The organism is Acetobacter sicerae (genome assembly GCF_011516765.1).
GTDB lineage: Bacteria > Pseudomonadota > Alphaproteobacteria > Acetobacterales > Acetobacteraceae > Acetobacter > Acetobacter sicerae.
Genome location: NZ_JAAABN010000002.1, coordinates 64,607 through 80,939, shown reverse-complemented (window position 1 = coordinate 80,939; position 16,333 = coordinate 64,607). Strand labels below are relative to the sequence as shown.

Genomic DNA, 16,333 nt, shown 5'->3' with positions numbered 1-16,333 from the left:
CCATGGTTCTTTTCGTCTGCGGTCCGCGTTGGTAGATGACGCCAATGAATGCTCTCCCACCGCGCGCCCCGTTGACTGATTTCCAGAAGAAGTCCTCGCAGTCTGATGACAGCAGAGCGCTTCTTCTTCGCCTGTGGCGAGACCAGATCAGCTACCATCGCGGCAGGATTCTCAGCGTTCTCCTCCTCACCATCGCCATGGCGACGCTGACCGCGCTCTATCCTCTGGTGATCCAGCGTGCGCTCGACATGTTCTCCACGCATGACGAGCGTATCCTCTATCAGGTGCCGCTGCTGATTGTGGCCATCACGCTGGCGAAAGCCGCCGCCCAGTACGGACAGACGCTGGCGACGCAGGGGCTGGTGCTTGTGGTCATCCGCGGCCTGCAGGGATCAATGTTTCAGCATCTGACCACTGCGGATGTGGCGCGGATCGAACAGGACGCGCCTGCCTCGCTCGCCGCCCGTTTTACAACAGACGCCATTTCGATCCGTGAAGCCATGATCCGGGCCGTCAACTCCCTCGGTGATGTGGTGACGGTGGTCGGGTTGATCGTCGCGATGATCTACATGGACTGGGAGCTCAGTCTGATCGCGGCGGTGCTGTACCCGATTGCGGCTGTGCCGATTCAGAAGCTTGGAAAGAAGGTCCGACGCGCCTCCGGCAACGTCAACGAGCAGATTGCTTCCACTGCCGCCTTCCTGACCGAAAGCTTCGCGCAGGCCCGGACGGTGCGTGTCTATCGTCTCGAAGAACGCGAGGAAAAGCGCGCCGACACGGCGTTCAACCAGCTCCATGAGGCGTTTCTGAGAATCATGCGGGGCCGCGCCCGTGTCGATCCTCTGCTTGAGGCGCTGGGTGGCTCGGCTGTGGCGGCTGTGCTGGGCTTTGCGGGATGGCGCGCCGCCATGGGGGGCGCGACCTTGGGAGATTTCTCCGGTTTTGTCGCGGCCCTGCTGCTTGCGTCACGCCCGCTGCGTGCGCTTGGCGCACTTAATGCCGCCTTGCAGGAAGGTCTGGCCGGTCTCTCCCGCATCTTCTCCCTGATCGATGAGAAACCCGCCGTGCAGGATCATCCGCAGGCCTTGGCCCTGCCAGCCGGACATGGCCATCTGCGTTTCGACACGGTCGCTTTCCAGTACGCCGACGGTCGCATGGGACTGAACGATCTCTCCTTCGAAGCGCAGCCGGGTATGACCGTGGCTCTTGTCGGACCGTCCGGCGCAGGAAAATCCACGGCGCTGTCCCTTATTCCCCGCCTGCATGACGTGACCCGGGGTGCGATCACGCTCGATGGCGTCGATCTGCGCGATGTGGGGCTGGAGCATCTGCGGAACGCGATTGCCTATGTCAGTCAGGACCCGCTGCTTTTTGACGTGTCCGTGCGCGAGAACATCCTGATGGGCCGTCCGGGCGCAACAGACGCCGAGGTGCGGGAGGCCGCCCGTCTTGCCGCCGCTGAACCGTTCATCACGGCGCTGCCCGGCGGATTTGACACGATTGTCGGCCCCGGTGGGGGAAGGCTGTCCGGCGGCCAGCGGCAGCGTATTGCTCTGGCGCGTGCCCTGCTGCGTGATCCTCGCCTGCTGCTGCTTGATGAAGCCACCAGCGCTCTGGATAGCGAAAACGAGGCGCTGGTGCAGGAGGCGCTGGGAGAGCTTCGCGCCGGTCGCACAACCATTATCGTGGCGCATCGTCTTTCCACTGTGCGCTCTGCCGATATGGTCGTGGTTATGGCGGATGGACGGGCCGTTGAGCAGGGAACGCATGCAGAACTGATTGCGCTGGATGGTCTGTATGCGCGTCTTGTCCGCAGTCAGGGGCTGGAAGAGTAAAAGCCTGAGCGAGCACATGATTTTGTCTGCGGTTGCAACTGATCCTATAACAGACAGCTCTTTTTCAGATGCGGGTGACGTCACGCAATGCAGTGGGCTGACTGGCCGGGCAAAAGCCCGATAATTCCGGACGGTGCCGAGCATCCGGCCGCTTTCCACATGCTCGATGTCGCTGCGGTGGCGGAAAGACTGATAGCCCCATTCCCTGTTGCCGCTCCCCTACGCGATGCGATGGTGGTGCTTGCCGGACTTCATGACATTGGCAAGATCAGCGAAAGTTTTCGCGCCATGCTCCGTGAGGGCGTGTCACAGCCGGGTTTTCGTCACTGGGAACTGAGCGAGGCTCTTTTTTACGTCGAGGATGCGCGGATTGCAGCCCGTCTCGGAGGTACCCCTCGCGTGCGGCAAACGCTCTATGCTGCCGCAGCCGGTCATCACGGACGTCCATCTGATCATATGCTCGGCGGCCTCCCGCCCGAAACGCGTCTGCCGCGAGAACTCCGCACGGCTCTGCAATGTGTCGGAGAAGGTCGTGACCCGGCTGCGAGATTGATCGACGCTTTCTGTGATCTCTGGCCGGAAGCCTCGCTCGACGGTCTGACCCTGGCGGACGCCACAACGCTTTCCTGGTGGCTGGCAGGGTTCTGCACGGCCGCCGACTGGGTGGGATCCAACCCAAAATGGTTCCAGCCAAAGACGGAAGCGGACAGTCTCGCCGCTTATCTGCAACAGACCCGCTCTATTGCGGCCCACGCTGTTGCCGAGGCAGGCATTGCCGGTACGGGAGCGAGAGTGGGAGGGCTGTTCGATTTTGAACTCCGCCCCATGCAGGCGGCCTGTTCAACCATCGCCCTGCCGGACGGGCCGACGCTGGCGATCGTGGAAGATGAGACTGGAGCAGGCAAGACGGAGGCGGCGCTTCTGCTCGCACACCGTATGTGTCTGGCAGGCAAGGGGCGCGGACTGTTCTTCGCCCTGCCGACAATGGCGACAGCGGATGCAATGTTCGATCGCGCCTCGCGGATCGTCGGGCGCATGTTCGACAATCCCTTCGTAACACTGGCGCATGGGCGTGCGGGCCTGTCTGTGCCGTTTCGCGATCTCGTGCAGGGAAGCAGAACAGGCGGTCCCGGAGAGATCACCTCCTCGGACTGGCTGGCAGAAAGTAACCGACGCGCATTGCTGGCCGATGTCGGCATAGGAACCATAGATCAGGCGCTGCTTTCGGTTCTGCCGGTCCGGTTTCAGACATTGCGCACTTACGGCCTGTCATCGAAGATTCTCATTGTCGATGAGGTCCACGAAATGGGCGAGCCCTATATTGCCGAAGAACTTGCGGCGCTGCTGAAAATGCACCGTGCCGCAGGCGGTTCCGCAATCCTTCTGACGGCGACACTACCCATGAAACTTCGTAGAAAATTGTTGTCGACCTATGACGGCGTATCCGATGCCACGGCCTATCCGGCCCTGACCTTTGCGGGCGGGGCGGCTATCACGCAGTTTCCGTCGGAAGATCGCCCGGTAAAAGGACCGGTGACGGTCGAAAGGCTCGATACGTCCGCAGACGCCGTCACGCTTCTTGCAAAGATGGCGACGGAGGGAGCGGCCTGCGTGTGGGTGCGTAATGCGGTGGATGACGCCATCGAAGCGGTCGAAGCTCTGCGTGCCAAGGGTGTGAACGCACGGCTTCTACATGCCCGTTTCGCGTTGTGCGACCGCAAGCGCATTGAGGCGGAGATTCTGGCTCGGGTCGGGAAAGATGGCAAGGATAGGGAAGGCTTCGTTCTTGTCGGAACACAGGTTCTGGAATCCTCCCTTGATCTGGATTTCGACGTGATGCTGTCCGACATCGCTCCTATCGCAGCGCTCATCCAGCGGGCAGGGCGACTGTGGCGGCATATGGATATTCGCCCTGCTTCAGGTCGTCCGGTTCCGAAGCCCGTGCTGCATGTCCTCTCGCCGGATCCTGCGCAGGTCGGGGACGACCGATGGCTGCACGGCACGCTGGGAAAAGGCGCTTGGGTCTATGCGGTTGCCGATGTCTGGCGGAGTGCGCATGCGCTGTTCACACAGGGACAGATCGGTACGCCGGACAGACAGCGTGCGCTGATCGAGACCGTGTATGGAACGGACGCCGAACCGGTGCCGGAGGCTCTGCTGAAAGCGGAGCAGGACAAATATGGGAAGGACGGCGCCGACAGGGGATTGGCCTGGCATAATATCGTGAAGCTCTCGGATGGTTATCGCAAAGCTGGCCGGAGCGATGACGATGTGAACTATCCCACCCGACTGGGAGAAGAGGCGCGTGTGCTGTGTCTGGCCCGTCGGACGGCGCAGGGGCTGGTTCCGTGGGCGGAAGGGGAAGGCGCGGATGCGTGGGCGCTGTCCGAAGTGTCCGCTCATCGTAAAAAGGTCGATGCTTTGCCGCTTCCCGATCAGTCCTCGCTGGACATTATGGCGATTACGAAAGACTGGCCGGAATGGAAACGCGCGCAGATCAGAGTGTGTCCAGTCGAGGAAGACGGCGGTATCTGTGACGGCTTGCGTTATAACGCGGAGTTCGGTCTTGTCTTTATCTCCTTGCCTGCAGATGATTTTGGTTCAGTCAGACTCTGAATGTAGATAGAAGCTGTTTCGAAAAAGCCCTTTAAATTCAAAAGAAATTTATAGGAAATTGTCTGAATCAAGAATGTTATTCTTGTGATGTATGGTTTCTTTGTAAAAATAGCTTATTATTTTTGTTATGAAAGTATTTTATAATTAACCGTTTTGAGAATTACAGATTTATCGGGTCAGTATTGCGGTCAATGCAGTGTTGACACTTTCTGTATCGGCTGTGAAAAGAAAATATATGAGGAGCAAGCCTGTTTCTCTCTGGATGGAAAAGCCCATGATTATTGGCTCGGCCGGAATAAACGGAAACAGGAAGTAATGAATTTGTCTGTTGAAATTCACTGTAAGCGGACGATTTAGAACCGTGTCCGAAATGCTGGTAATGTTGATGAGTGTGCTTCGTCACTTCGGACACAGCCTTTATCCCTCGCCAGCAAGCGGAGGTAATGCGTGACTCTCAACCTCATTGACGATCCTTGGATTCCGGTTCTCTGCGCGGACAAATCACGTCGGGTCATAGCGCCCTGGCAGATGACGGAGGTGGATGTCGTGCGGCCCGACTGGCCGCGCCCCGATCTCAATGTCGCCTGCCTTGAACTCCTGATCGGGCTGGTCTTTCTCGCCGATCCGCCCGCCGATAGCGAGGACTGGGACGCGCGACGCGACGCCGATCCGCGACGGTTGCGGGAAAAGCTGGCGCCTTATGCCCCGGCGTTCAATCTTCTCGGCGATGGACCGCGCTTTCTTCAGGATCTGGAGCCTCTCGCGGGCGAGGGCAATCCTGTCGATATGCTGTTCATCGACAGCGCGGGAGCGAATACCGCACGCAACAATGCGGATGTCATGGTGCATCGCAGTCGGTATGACCGTCTCGATTTCCCGTTGGCGGCTATGGCGCTTTACACATTTCAGGCCGATGCGCCCTCCGGAGGCGCAGGTAACCGCACTTCGATGAGAGGCGGTGGACCACTGGTCACGCTTGTCGATCCGGAACGGACTCTGTGGGATCTGATCTGGGCGAATGTGCCGTGCGGACAGCCTGCGAAAATGGAAAACCTGCCCTGGATGCGACCGACCCGCGTTTCAGACAAGGGACAACAGACCCTTCCTCCGGAAGGTGACCTGTTCGGGGTGGAGGCATTTTTCGGAATGCCCCGTCGCCTGCGTCTTCTGCACGATGACGAAGCGGTGACAGGCGTGATCCAGAAACCCTGGGGCACGAATTACGCGCTCTGGAAACATCCGCTCAGTCCTTACTACCGTCTGAAACCCGGCACGGAGTGGCTGCCGAAACATCCGCGGGCCGGACATTTCGGCTATCGCAACTGGCTGGGAGTGCTGATGGAAAAGAGCGGGAGCGAACTTTCCGAACTGGCGCTGTGTCTGCGTGATTGGCAGGAACGGAAAGGGGGCGGCTCCGTCATCGTCGCCGGCTGGTCGATGGACAACATGAAGCCGCGCGACTTCATCCTCTCACGTCAGCGCCTGCTGTCAGTCCTGTCTGTCGAGGCGGAAGAGCAGCTTGTCGGTCTGATTCAGGCGGCGGAAGCCGTTTCTGTGGCCCTACGGAACGCTCTTGCTCCCGTTCTGGCGGGCGGTGAAGCACGGGAGGCGGAGCGGGAGGAATTTTTCCTTCAGACTGAAACGAAATTCCTGACCCATGTCCAGGCAATCGAACGCGGAGAAAATCCGGCGCACGCATGGCTGCACGATCTTCGCACACAGGCGCTCGGACAGTTCGATGCAAAGGCTCTTCCCGGACTGAATCAGCGGGAAGTAGAGGCAATTGGTCGCATCACCGAGGCGCGCCGATATCTGGTGATGGCCCTTGCAGGCTACGGAAAACAGGGTGGTGACATCTTCACTCCGCTCGGTCTTCCGCTTCCGGAAAAAAAGAAAAGGAAAGCCGCATGAGCGGGGAGGACAAAGGACCGGGCACTGCCGCCTTCGGCTGGTGGGCGGAATATATCGAACCCCGCGACAGCAATTCCGCCGCGCGGGGTCTCGCGGCGCGGCTGCGCCGGGCGGGGGCGATCGAAGCGCTGTGCGAACCGGCGGTGCATAAGCTGGCGCAGACGCTCCATGTGTCCGGAGGAGAGGCGGAGACTGAAAAACTCGTTCGTCTCGCCTGTCTGCTCGCTGAAGTCAGGGAACGCGACGCGACGCCTCTGGCCTATCGTCTGGGTGGGAAGGAGCCTGTACTTTCACGCGGACGTTTTGAAAACCTGATGCGTGCGGAAGATCAGAATCTGACCGATCTTTTGCGCCGCGCAATCGTGATGGCGGGCCGACGCTGCAATGTCGGGGCGCTGGCACGCGACCTCTGGCACTGGAACGACCGAACACGCACGCGCTGGTGCTTTGCGTATTTCCACGCCGATGCTCCGCAGGATGACTCCAAGGAAACTGCCTGATGACGACTTTTCTGCAATTCCATCTTCTGACGACCTACGGCCCCTCGAACCCCAACCGGGACGATCAGGGACGCCCGAAGCAGGCGACGGTGGGCGGCGCGCCACGCCTGCGCATGTCATCCCAGTCGGTGAAGCGGGCGCTGCGTGAGAGCGCTTTTTTCGCACTCGATCTTGCCGATCACGAAGGAAAACGCACAAAGCGGCTGTATCAGAACCTTGTTGAGCATCTCGTCGGCACAGGCGTGAGCGAGGACAAGGCCCGCGCAGCGGCGGATCAGGTCGCCGCGATTTTCGGCAAGCTGGAAGCGCCGAACAAGGAGACGAAAAACCGGATCAGCACGACGCTCGCCTTCATCTCTCCCGATGAATGGAAACTGGCCGAGGAACTGGCGGAGAAGATCGCCGCCGGAGAGAAGGTTCCTGCGGACAAAGAGCTGAAAAAACTGGTTCTGCGTCGGGCCGATGGCGCGGTCGATATCGCCATGTTCGGCCGGATGCTGGCCGACTCTCCCGATTACAACCGTGACGCGGCGGTGCAGGTGGCCCATGCCATCACCACGCATCAGGCGCAGTCGGAAGAAGACTGGTTTTCCGCCGTCGATGATCTCAACAAAAGTGAGGACACCGGCGCAGGGCATCTGGGCGAGACCTCGTTCGGGTCTGGCGTATATTATCAGTATGTCTGCGTGAACTGCGACCTGCTCATCAGCAACCTCGCCGGTGATCGGGAACTGGCTGTAAAGGGGATCGAGGCGCTGGCCGGCGCGCTGGCCCGGACCGCCCCAAAAGGCAAGCAGAACAGCTTCGCTCACCACCCGCTCGCGCATTACATTCTGGCCGAAGCCGGAACGCAGGCCCCTCGTGATCTGTCCGGTGCGTTCTTTTCTCCCGTCCGGGCGCAGCCTCTGCTCGAAAAATCGGTCGAAGCGCTGGAAAAGACCCGCAGGGAAATTGATGACGCCTATGGCAAGGTGTGGAAAGCGGAAGAGAAGCTGCATGTGGGCAAGGGCGGCACGCTCGACGGGATCACGGCCTTCGCGGGCGCGACCGTACGGGGGGCGTGATGCAGCCCTTTCTGGTGTTCGGCCTGACCGCCTCACTGGGGGCGATGGGCGAACTCGCGGGGCATGAACGGCGCGGCTCCCTCATCTGGCCCGCGCGGTCAGCGATCATCGGACTGATGGGAGCGGCGCTCGGGATCGAACGGGACGGGGATTTTTCCGCCCTCGACGCACTGACAATTGACGTGGCGATCTTCGACGCCGGTGCGCCGCTACGCGATTACCACACCATCGAAACCGTCCCGTCCGCCACGGTGAAAGCGCCGAATTCCCGTCCGGAAGCCCTGCGGGCCGCAGGCGGAAAGACCAATACGGCGATCACCCTGCGCGATTACCGGACCAGCGTGCTTTACGGCATCGCCGTGCGGGGCGAGGGCCTCGAAAAGATTGCGGCAGCGCTGCTGGAACCGCATTTCACGCTCTATCTCGGACGTAAATCATGCCCGCTCGCAGCGCCGACCGGCGCACGGGTTGTCGAAGCGGCTTCTCCCGAGGCGGCGCTGGAACATCTGAAAGCACCGTTCTGGCGCAGGCCGCCCGTTCAGGCGCACACGCTGGTCTGTGACGATCCGGAAGGCGAGGTGGTCAGCGACGTTCCGATGGACCGCAGCCGCTGGCATTTCTCCTCCCGGCGCGTCGCCCTGCGACCGGTGAGCATCGTGGCCGGAGGCTGACATGACACTCTATTTTAGTCATATCCGGCTGGCCCGCAATCCTTCGGCGCGGGCGTTGGCCGCGTTGCTGAGACCGACGGAATCCGGAGAACGCGTATCAGCGCAGCACCATCTGCTCTGGTCGGTTTTCGCCGACAGCGCGGAGAGGGAGCGCGATTTCCTCTGGCGTGAGGAACGCGACGGCAGCTTCCTCACGCTCTCGGCTCGTCCTCCGCTTCAGACAGATCTCTTTCAGCCGCATCAGGTCAAGCCATACGCGCCGGACCTCTCTCCCGGCGAACATCTCGATTTCCTGCTCCGCGCCAACGCCACCCGGATGAGGCGGGGAGGCAAGCGGGAAGATGTCGTCAAGGCGGCGATCGATGCTCTGGAACAGCGTGAACGGGCAGGGCGACGCATGGAGATCGCTTCCTCAGAAGGGAAGGCGTGGCTGGAACGGCAGGGTGAGAAAAGCGGCTTCAGGGTCATGACGGCGGTTGCCGAGGATTATGCGACCCTGTCCCTGCCGCGTCCGGGCGCGTCACGCGGGAACGCAATGAAACTCGGCATTCTCGATCTTTCTGGCCGCGTCGAAATCACCGATCCCGCGCTTTTCATCACGCAGATGGCGCAGGGATTCGGGCGGGCCAAATCGTTCGGGTGTGGCCTGATGCTGATCCGGCGGACACGGTGAGCAAGGCGGGTGGGATTCCGGGCCTTGCCCCACCGAAACTCATCCCGCTGAAGGACCGCGCCTCGCTGATTTTTGTCGAGCGGGCGCGTCTGGACGTGCTGGACGGCGCGTTTGTGGCCGTCAACGCCGACGGGACGCGCACGCAGATCCCGATCGGCGGCATCGCCGGGATCATGCTGGAGCCGGGCGCCCGTATTTCCCACGCGGCGGTTTCGTTCGCGGCCCGCACAGGCACCCTCATCATATGGGTGGGCGAGGCCGGTGTGCGGCTCTATTCGGCGGGGCAGCCGGGAGGCGCGCGCTCGGACAAGCTGCTGTGGCAGGCGCGGATCGCGCTCGATGACGCAGCCCGTCTGCGTGTCGTGCGCAAGATGTACGCCATGCGGTTTGGCGAGGAACCTCCGGCCCGCCGGTCCATCGAACAGTTGCGTGGGATAGAGGGCGTGCGTGTGCGGGAAAGCTACGCCCTTCTGGCGAAGCAGTATGGCGTGCCGTGGAAACGCCGTCTCTACGATCCGAAGGACTGGGACGCAGGAGACATCCCCAATCGCTGCCTTTCCGCCGCCACCGCCTGCCTACACGGGCTGTCCGAGGCCGCCGTTCTGGCGGCGGGATATGCCCCCGCCATCGGGTTCCTTCATACGGGCAAGCCTCTGTCGTTCGTGTATGACATCGCGGATCTGTTCAAGCTCGAAACCGTTGTGCCGGAGGCTTTCCGTATCGCCGGACAGGCCGCGAAAGGCCGGATGGATATGGGGCCTGACCGGGCGGTCCGTCTGGCCTGCCGCGATATGTTCCGTCGGACAGGGCTTCTCGGACGCATTATTCCCGCCATTGAAGAAGTGCTCTCGGCCGGAGACATTCCGCGTCCCGAGCCGCCGCCCGAGGCTGTCCCTCCCGCCTTTGACGAGGCGCAGTCCGGTGACGCGGGGCACCGGGGATGATGGTCGTCGTTGTCACGAACGCGCCGCCGCGTCTGCGCGGCAGACTCGCCGCATGGCTGGTCGAAGTGCGGGCCGGTGTCTATGTCGGCGATTATTCGGTCCGCACGCGCGAAATGATCTGGCGGCAGGTGACGGAAGGTCTGGAAGCTGGCGATGCCGTCATGGTGTGGAAGGCGCCAACGGATCAGGGTTATGACTTTCTTACGTTCGGTCGCAACCGCCGTATGCCCGTTGATTTTGACGGGTTGAAGCTTGTAAGTTTCCACCCGGAAAAGCCCGCCTGAAAGCCTGCTTTTGGTTGGTAGGATCTTTGATAACGTAAAAACCGTTTTGAATCAGGAGTTTCCACGAAGAGTGTTCCCCGCCTGCGCGGGGATGAACCGTACGCTGACGGCTCCGGGTCCGGTCACATCCCGTGTTCCCCGCCTGCGCGGGGATGAACCGAATTGGAGATCATGATATGAGCGTCGATCTGAGTGTTCCCCGCCTGCGCGGGGATGAACCGTCATACTGGAGAGCGCGGTCGTGTCGGAAAATGTGTTCCCCGCCTGCGCGGGGATGAACCGAAATAATATTAATCAGAAACAGACCCACAATGGTGTTCCCCGCCTGCGCGGGGATGAACCGAAATAATATTAATCAGAAACAGACCCACAATGGTGTTCCCCGCCTGCGCGGGGATGAACCGGACACGACGTGGCGCTCCGGCCTGTCCTATCAGTGTTCCCCGCCTGCGCGGGGATGAACCGTAATCAGATCCATCAACCCACCATGCCGAATTGTGTTCCCCGCCTGCGCGGGGATGAACCGGGCGATAATCTCGCACGATACATCAAAGCCGCGTGTTCCCCGCCTGCGCGGGGATGAACCGTTCATGATCTTCTCTTTCTCTCGCAGGATGTGGTGTTCCCCGCCTGCGCGGGGATGAACCGCATCCGAATTTCGCGGGTGCCTGAACGGGCAAGTGTTCCCCGCCTGCGCGGGGATGAGCCGTTAAGCAGACCATTCTCGTCCGAGCCATACGGGTGTTCCCCGCCTGCGTGGGGATGAACCAACCATGAGCAACAACGGCAATGTTGCCGGCATATCTTTCTGGCTCAGCGCTGATAAATCGATTGCCACGCCCAGTGCTTCTTCCGGCAAAAGAAAGTCGTTTTCAGATAAAACCGGACTGCGAATACACGCTATAAGCAGTCAGTTCCGGGCCGCTGAACGGCGCATCTTGCAGGGATTCTCATCATGGCGACAGGCTGGGCTCCGGAAGGAGCAGTGCAGGAGCAGATCGACGATACCATTGCCGACGCAGTGAAGCAGGCCCGTTCCGGCATCCCCGCGGGAGAGAGCGCCATTTACTGCTGTGAGTGTGGAGAGCCGATACCCGAGGCCAGACGCAAGGCCCTGGCGGGCGTGAAATTCTGCATCGAATGCCAGTCAGAGCGGGACAGCCAGCGCGTGTTCAGCAGTATCAATCGTCGTGGCAGCAAGGACAGCCAGTTGCGGTAGCCGAACACAGTCGCCAGTCAGGCCGGGCGGAAACCATCCGGAGCTGGCAAACAACCCGGTCGGAACAGTGCTCATCATTGAGCAGTCTCCGCTGAGGCGACACATCCGCCCCAGCGTTTTCAGACGGTATGATCCGGTTAACGGGCCACGCCAAACGGCTTCCGCAGGATCAGCGTTCCCCAGTCGCCTTCACGAAGATGACGTTCCAGCACCAGTCCGCAACGCTGGTGCGCGGCCAGCACCATGCGCACCTGAGTATTCAGCAGCCCAGCCAGAATGACAGTGCCGCCCGGAGCAAGATGGCGGCTCAGATCCTTGGCCATCATGCAGAGCGGACGGGCAAGGATGTTGGCGAAAACCAGATCATAAGGCGCACGACGGCGGATTTCCGGCGTGGACCAGCCATTGCCGAGCCGCGCTTCGATCAGACGTGACAGGCCGTTACGGGCTGCGTTCTCCTGCGTGATCCGGACAGACCATGGATCAATGTCGGTCGCTAGAACCGGGCGGTGCAGCAACGCAGCCGCTCCCATGGCGAGAATACCGGAGCCACAGCCCAGATCGAGAATATTCCGGGGCCTGCGATGCGCCACCAGTTCAAGCGCCCGCAGACATCCTCGCGTCGAGCCATGTTCCCCGGACCCGAACGCCATGCCCGCATCCAGCGTGATGGTGATGCGGTTACTGTCGGGAGCCTCATCCAGATGGGAGCCCCGAACGATAAAGCGTTTGCCAACTTCCTGTGCCGGAAACGATTCATAGGTGCGGGCGAGCCAGCCTTCCGTCTCGGTGTTGGTGCGCTCCAGATCGGCGTTGATGCCTGTGGTCAGTGCGGCCAGAGCCAGAGCGGCTGCGAGTTCGTCTTCCGCATGACCGGTGTCTTTCACACCTTCGACGCGCCAGAGCTTTTCTTCCTCGTCAAACTCGAAAATGCCGACCGTCGCGCAGACCGTGCTGATGGCGTTCTCGTAAGCTTCAACGGCAATTTCCGGAACAGTTACGGAAATCGTTTCAAGTTCTGTCGCATGTCTGCGGCGGATGGCGGTCATTCGGGGCTCCGGGTGGCACACGCGGGAGCAGTCTCCCGTTCGGAAAGGCTGGTGTTTATCAGTATCGCAGGGAAAAGCGCCAGAGCAATGCAGAGAAACAGGCCGGTTCTTCTGCGCTCTGACTGAAGCATCTGTCAGGCGGGAGCGATAGGGTTTCCCGTGCGCGACAAGACAGCAGGCTTATCCGTTCACAGCGTTTCACGGAAAAACCTGCTGTCTGTCGGGTGGCGTAATTCCTGTCCGACCAGACAATGACATCTGGTCGGACAAAGGTCTTTAGCCGTCGAGTTTCTTGCGCAGGATGTCGTTGACGATCGCCGGGTTGGCCTTGCCACCCGTCGCCTTCATGACCTGACCGACGAAGAAGCCGAACAGCTTGTCCTTGCCGCCCTTATACTGCTCCACCTTGTCGGCGTTCTTGCTGATGATCTCGTCAGCCGTCGCTTCGATGGCCCCCGTATCCGTGACCTGGCGCAGACCCTTGCGATCCACAATGGCAAGCGGAGCCTCGCCGGTCTCGAACATGTCTTCGAGCACTTCCTTGGCGATCTTGCCGTTGATCGTGCCGTCGGCAATCAGGTCGAGCATCGCGCCAAGATTGGCCGCGCTGACCGGGCTTTCCTCGATCGACTTGCCCGTGCGGTTCAGCGCCGCGAAGAAGTCGCCCGTCACCCATGCGGCAGCCGATTTGCCGTCACGCCCCTTGGCGACACTTTCATAGAAGTCCGCCGTTGCCTGCTCCGCAACCAGCACACCCGCATCGTAAGCGGTGATCCCGTAATCCTGCTGGAAACGGGCGCGCTTTTCGTCCGGCAGTTCCGGCAGCGTCTGCTTGATCTGGTCCACCCAGCTCTGCTCGATCACCAGCGGCAGAAGGTCCGGATCAGGGAAGTAGCGGTAATCGTGCGCATCTTCCTTGGAACGCAGCGAGCGCGTCTCACCCTTGTGCGGATCGAACAGGCGCGTCTCCTGATCGACTTCGCCACCGTTTTCCCAGATCTCGATCTGACGGGCCGCCTCGATCTCGATCGCCTGCATGACGAAGCGGATCGAATTGACGTTCTTGATCTCGCAGCGGGTGCGGAACGGCTCACTGGCGCTCTTGCGAACAGAAACGTTCACGTCGGCACGCATTGAGCCTTCTTCCATGTTGCCGTCGCAGGTCCCGAGATAACGCAGGATCTGACGCAGCTTGCGAAGATAGGCGCCAGCCTCTTCCGGAGAACGGATATCCGGCTCGCTGACGATTTCCATCAGCGCGACGCCCGCACGGTTGAGATCCACGAAGGAGCGCTTCGGGTCCTGATCGTGCATCAGCTTGCCCGCATCCTGTTCAAGATGCAGGCGTGTGATGCCGATATCGCGTGTGCTGCCGTCGGAAAGCTCGATCTGCACGACACCGGTGCCGATGATCGGGTGCTCGAACTGGCTGATCTGATAGCCCGTCGGCAGATCGGCATAGAAGTAGTTCTTGCGGTCGAAGCGGCTTTGCAGGTTGATCCGCGCCTTCAGGCCAAGACCCGTGCGGACCGCCTGTTCAACGCAAGCCTGATTGATGACCGGCAGCATACCGGGGAAGCCTGCGTCAATCAGACTGACATGAGAGTTCGGCTCACCGCCGAAAAGCGTGGACGCACCGGAAAACAGCTTGGACTTGCTGATGACCTGCGCATGCACCTCAAGACCGACGACGATTTCCCACGCGCCGGTGTTGCCTTCAATCGTGTAGCTCATGCGCTTACTCCTGCGCGCAGGTCCGGAAGGGCCGTGAAACCGGCGGCTTTCTCCAGAGCGGACCCGACCGCGATGATCGTTTCCTCGTCAAAGTGCTTGCCGATCAGCTGGAGGCCGAGCGGAAGACCCTTGTCGTCAAGCTCGACCGGCACCGACATGGCTGGCTGTCCGGCCATGCTGGCAGGCACGGTGAAGATGTCGTTGAGATACATCTGCACCGGATCCTCCGGCTTCTCGTCGCGGGCGAAAGCCGCAGTCGGCGCTGTCGGGGTCAGCAGCACGTCCACCTTCTGGAAAGCCTGCGTGAAGTCCCGCTGGATCAGCGTGCGGACCTTCTGGGCCTTGAGGTAATAGGCATCGTAGTAACCGGCGGACAGCACATAGGTGCCCATCAGGATACGACGACGGACTTCCTCGCCAAAGCCATTGTGACGGGTCTTTTCGTAAAGATCGTCAAGGCTGGTTGCCCCTTCGGCCCGCTCACCAAACCGCACGCCGTCATAACGGGCGAGGTTGGACGAACATTCGGCCGGTGCGATGATGTAATAAGTCGCAAGGCCATATTTCGTGTGGGGCAGGGAGACATCCACAATCTCGCAGCCAGCTTCGCGGAGCATGTCGATGCCCTTCTGCCAGACGGCGAGGATTTCTTCCGACATGCCCGGAGCGCGATACTCAGCCGGAATACCGACGCGAAGACCCTTCAGGCTACGACCGCAGGCCGCACGATAGTCCGGCACGGCAACATTGGCGCAGGTGCTGTCCTTCGGGTCAGCGCCCGCCATTGCGGACAGCATGATCGATGCGTCCTCAACGGAGCGGGTCATTGGACCGGCCTGATCGAGCGAGCTTGCGAAGGCGATGGTGCCCCAGCGGCTGCAACGGCCATAGGTCGGTTTCAGCCCGACAATGCCGCAATAGGCTGCGGGCTGGCGGATGGAACCACCGGTATCTGTGCCGGTCGCACCCATAGCCATTCGCGCGGCGACGGCGGCTGCTGAACCACCGGACGAACCGCCCGGAACCAGAACCGACGCGTCATCCTTGCGATGCCACGGGTTCTCTACGCCGCCGAAAGCCGACGTCAGATTGCCGGAGCCCATGGCGAATTCGTCAAGGTTGGTCTTGCCCAGAAAGATCGCGCCGTTTTCGAGCAGCTTCGCCGTGACGGTGCTCTCGTAAGGCGGCACGAAATTGCCGATGATCTTGCTGGCGGCAGTGGTTCGCACACCATTGGTGCAGAACAGATCCTTGATGCCGAGCGGAATGCCGGTCAGCGCAGGAGCCTCGCCAGCGGCAAGCGTGCTGTCAGCTTTTTTAGCTGCTTCCAGCGCCTTGTCGGAGGTGACGGTGATGTAAGCGTTCACCCGACCGTTCAGCGCGTCGATGGCGTCGGTGTGCGCCTTTGTCAGTTCGACGGCGGAAAATTCTTTTTTGCGCAGACCTTCAGCGGCCTGTGCGATCGTGAGATCAGTCAGCATTATTCGACCACCTTCGGCACGGTGAAGAAGGGACCTTCACGGTCCGGGGCGTTCGACAACACCTTGTCCTGACAGTCGCCGTCAGTCACGGCATCCTCTCGGGGAAGAAGCGCCGCGTTGGTGCTGGTGCCGATCATGGGCGGTACGCCCTCGACATCAACTTCGTCGAGAATCTCGATCCAGCCGAGAATTCCTCCGAGCTGTGCGCGGACAGCTTCGATTTCCTGGTCGTCAAGCCCGATGCGAGCGAGCTTGGCAATGCGTCTCGTGGTCGCGAGATCGAGCGACATGAAGCAGAAACTCTCAAATCATGAAAAATAATGCTGGCGTCGCCGCCGGCGCGACACCATAC

General features: G+C 60.9%; 14 protein-coding genes and 1 CRISPR repeat array. Of the genes, 10 read left to right on the top strand and 4 right to left on the bottom strand.

The features are described 5' to 3' along the window. The first annotated feature begins 44 nt into the window (after window positions 1-44). The 10 genes from GVI59_RS02955 (at window position 45) to GVI59_RS02910 (ending at window position 11,717) form a co-directional block, all read left to right on the top strand. Window positions 45-1,835 (top strand): ABC transporter ATP-binding protein, encoded by a 1,791-nt coding sequence (locus GVI59_RS02955; RefSeq protein WP_173572826.1) that lies wholly within the window; start codon window positions 45-47, stop codon window positions 1,833-1,835. 87 nt (window positions 1,836-1,922) lie between these two features. Continuing rightward, window positions 1,923-4,451: a CRISPR-associated helicase Cas3' gene (gene cas3, locus GVI59_RS02950; RefSeq protein ID WP_173572825.1), complete on the top strand. Its 2,529-nt coding sequence runs from the start codon at window positions 1,923-1,925 to the stop codon at window positions 4,449-4,451. Window positions 4,452-4,898: 447 nt separating this feature from the next. Next, entirely contained in the window at window positions 4,899-6,362 is a 1,464-nt protein-coding gene (casA, locus tag GVI59_RS02945; protein WP_173572824.1) for a type I-E CRISPR-associated protein Cse1/CasA, read from the top strand. Continuing rightward, window positions 6,359-6,862, top strand: coding sequence for a type I-E CRISPR-associated protein Cse2/CasB (gene casB, locus GVI59_RS02940; protein ID WP_173572823.1), 504 nt, complete (start codon window positions 6,359-6,361; stop codon window positions 6,860-6,862). The genes casA and casB overlap by 4 nt, the downstream gene beginning before the upstream one ends. After that, the gene (gene cas7e, locus GVI59_RS02935; protein ID WP_173572822.1) at window positions 6,862-7,926 is read left to right on the top strand and encodes a type I-E CRISPR-associated protein Cas7/Cse4/CasC; all 1,065 of its coding nucleotides are present in this window, start codon (window positions 6,862-6,864) and stop codon (window positions 7,924-7,926) included. Before casB ends, cas7e begins: the two co-directional genes overlap by 1 nt. After that, entirely contained in the window at window positions 7,926-8,597 is a 672-nt protein-coding gene (cas5e, locus tag GVI59_RS02930; RefSeq protein ID WP_173572821.1) for a type I-E CRISPR-associated protein Cas5/CasD, read from the top strand. Before cas7e ends, cas5e begins: the two co-directional genes overlap by 1 nt. 1 nt (window position 8,598) lies before the next feature. After that, complete coding sequence (gene cas6e / locus GVI59_RS02925) at window positions 8,599-9,270, top strand: type I-E CRISPR-associated protein Cas6/Cse3/CasE (RefSeq protein WP_173572820.1); 672 nt, start codon at window positions 8,599-8,601, stop codon at window positions 9,268-9,270. Next, window positions 9,267-10,214, top strand: coding sequence for a type I-E CRISPR-associated endonuclease Cas1e (gene cas1e / locus GVI59_RS02920; RefSeq protein ID WP_173572819.1), 948 nt, complete (start codon window positions 9,267-9,269; stop codon window positions 10,212-10,214). The genes cas6e and cas1e overlap by 4 nt, the downstream gene beginning before the upstream one ends. Further along, entirely contained in the window at window positions 10,211-10,498 is a 288-nt protein-coding gene (gene cas2e, locus GVI59_RS02915; RefSeq protein ID WP_173572818.1) for a type I-E CRISPR-associated endoribonuclease Cas2e, read from the top strand. The genes cas1e and cas2e overlap by 4 nt, the downstream gene beginning before the upstream one ends. Before the next feature lie 70 nt (window positions 10,499-10,568). After that, a CRISPR array of direct repeats spans window positions 10,569-11,268; the repeat unit is 29 nt; unit sequence GTGTTCCCCGCCTGCGCGGGGATGAACCG. Window positions 11,269-11,453: 185 nt separating this feature from the next. Continuing rightward, the gene (locus tag GVI59_RS02910; RefSeq protein ID WP_173572817.1) at window positions 11,454-11,717 is read left to right on the top strand and encodes a DksA/TraR family C4-type zinc finger protein; all 264 of its coding nucleotides are present in this window, start codon (window positions 11,454-11,456) and stop codon (window positions 11,715-11,717) included. A 137-nt stretch (window positions 11,718-11,854) separates the two neighbouring features. Here the strand turns inward: GVI59_RS02910 and GVI59_RS02905 are convergent, their stop codons facing one another. From GVI59_RS02905 to gatC, 4 genes are all read right to left on the bottom strand, one after another. Continuing rightward, on the bottom strand, window positions 11,855-12,766 hold the full coding sequence (locus tag GVI59_RS02905; RefSeq protein WP_173572816.1) for a 50S ribosomal protein L11 methyltransferase: 912 nt from the start codon (window positions 12,764-12,766) through the stop codon (window positions 11,855-11,857). Between the two features lie 276 nt (window positions 12,767-13,042). Next, window positions 13,043-14,500 (bottom strand): Asp-tRNA(Asn)/Glu-tRNA(Gln) amidotransferase subunit GatB, encoded by a 1,458-nt coding sequence (gene gatB / locus GVI59_RS02900; protein ID WP_173572815.1) that lies wholly within the window; start codon window positions 14,498-14,500, stop codon window positions 13,043-13,045. Next, window positions 14,497-15,981 (bottom strand): Asp-tRNA(Asn)/Glu-tRNA(Gln) amidotransferase subunit GatA, encoded by a 1,485-nt coding sequence (gatA, locus tag GVI59_RS02895; RefSeq protein ID WP_173572814.1) that lies wholly within the window; start codon window positions 15,979-15,981, stop codon window positions 14,497-14,499. The genes gatB and gatA overlap by 4 nt, the downstream gene beginning before the upstream one ends. Then, window positions 15,981-16,271 carry an Asp-tRNA(Asn)/Glu-tRNA(Gln) amidotransferase subunit GatC gene (gene gatC, locus GVI59_RS02890; RefSeq protein ID WP_010666631.1) on the bottom strand — a complete coding sequence of 97 codons (291 nt, stop codon included), beginning with the start codon at window positions 16,269-16,271 and terminating at the stop codon, window positions 15,981-15,983. The genes gatA and gatC overlap by 1 nt, the downstream gene beginning before the upstream one ends. Window positions 16,272-16,333 lie beyond the last annotated feature (62 nt).

Bases quoted from the DNA above. Each gene is read 5' to 3' on its own strand.
- GVI59_RS02955 (WP_173572826.1), top strand. From the start codon at position 45: ATGAATGCTCTCCCACCGCGCGCCCCGTTGACTGATTTCCAGAAGAAG.
- cas3 (WP_173572825.1), top strand. From the start codon at position 1,923: ATGCAGTGGGCTGACTGGCCGGGCAAAAGCCCGATAATTCCGGACGGT.
- casB (WP_173572823.1), top strand. From the start codon at position 6,359: ATGAGCGGGGAGGACAAAGGACCGGGCACTGCCGCCTTCGGCTGGTGG.
- cas7e (WP_173572822.1), top strand. From the start codon at position 6,862: ATGACGACTTTTCTGCAATTCCATCTTCTGACGACCTACGGCCCCTCG.
- cas5e (WP_173572821.1), top strand. From the start codon at position 7,926: ATGCAGCCCTTTCTGGTGTTCGGCCTGACCGCCTCACTGGGGGCGATG.
- cas6e (WP_173572820.1), top strand. From the start codon at position 8,599: ATGACACTCTATTTTAGTCATATCCGGCTGGCCCGCAATCCTTCGGCG.
- cas2e (WP_173572818.1), top strand. From the start codon at position 10,211: ATGATGGTCGTCGTTGTCACGAACGCGCCGCCGCGTCTGCGCGGCAGA.
- GVI59_RS02910 (WP_173572817.1), top strand. From the start codon at position 11,454: ATGGCGACAGGCTGGGCTCCGGAAGGAGCAGTGCAGGAGCAGATCGAC.
- GVI59_RS02905 (WP_173572816.1), bottom strand. From the start codon at position 12,766: ATGACCGCCATCCGCCGCAGACATGCGACAGAACTTGAAACGATTTCC.
- gatB (WP_173572815.1), bottom strand. From the start codon at position 14,500: ATGAGCTACACGATTGAAGGCAACACCGGCGCGTGGGAAATCGTCGTC.
- gatA (WP_173572814.1), bottom strand. From the start codon at position 15,981: ATGCTGACTGATCTCACGATCGCACAGGCCGCTGAAGGTCTGCGCAAA.
- gatC (WP_010666631.1), bottom strand. From the start codon at position 16,271: ATGTCGCTCGATCTCGCGACCACGAGACGCATTGCCAAGCTCGCTCGC.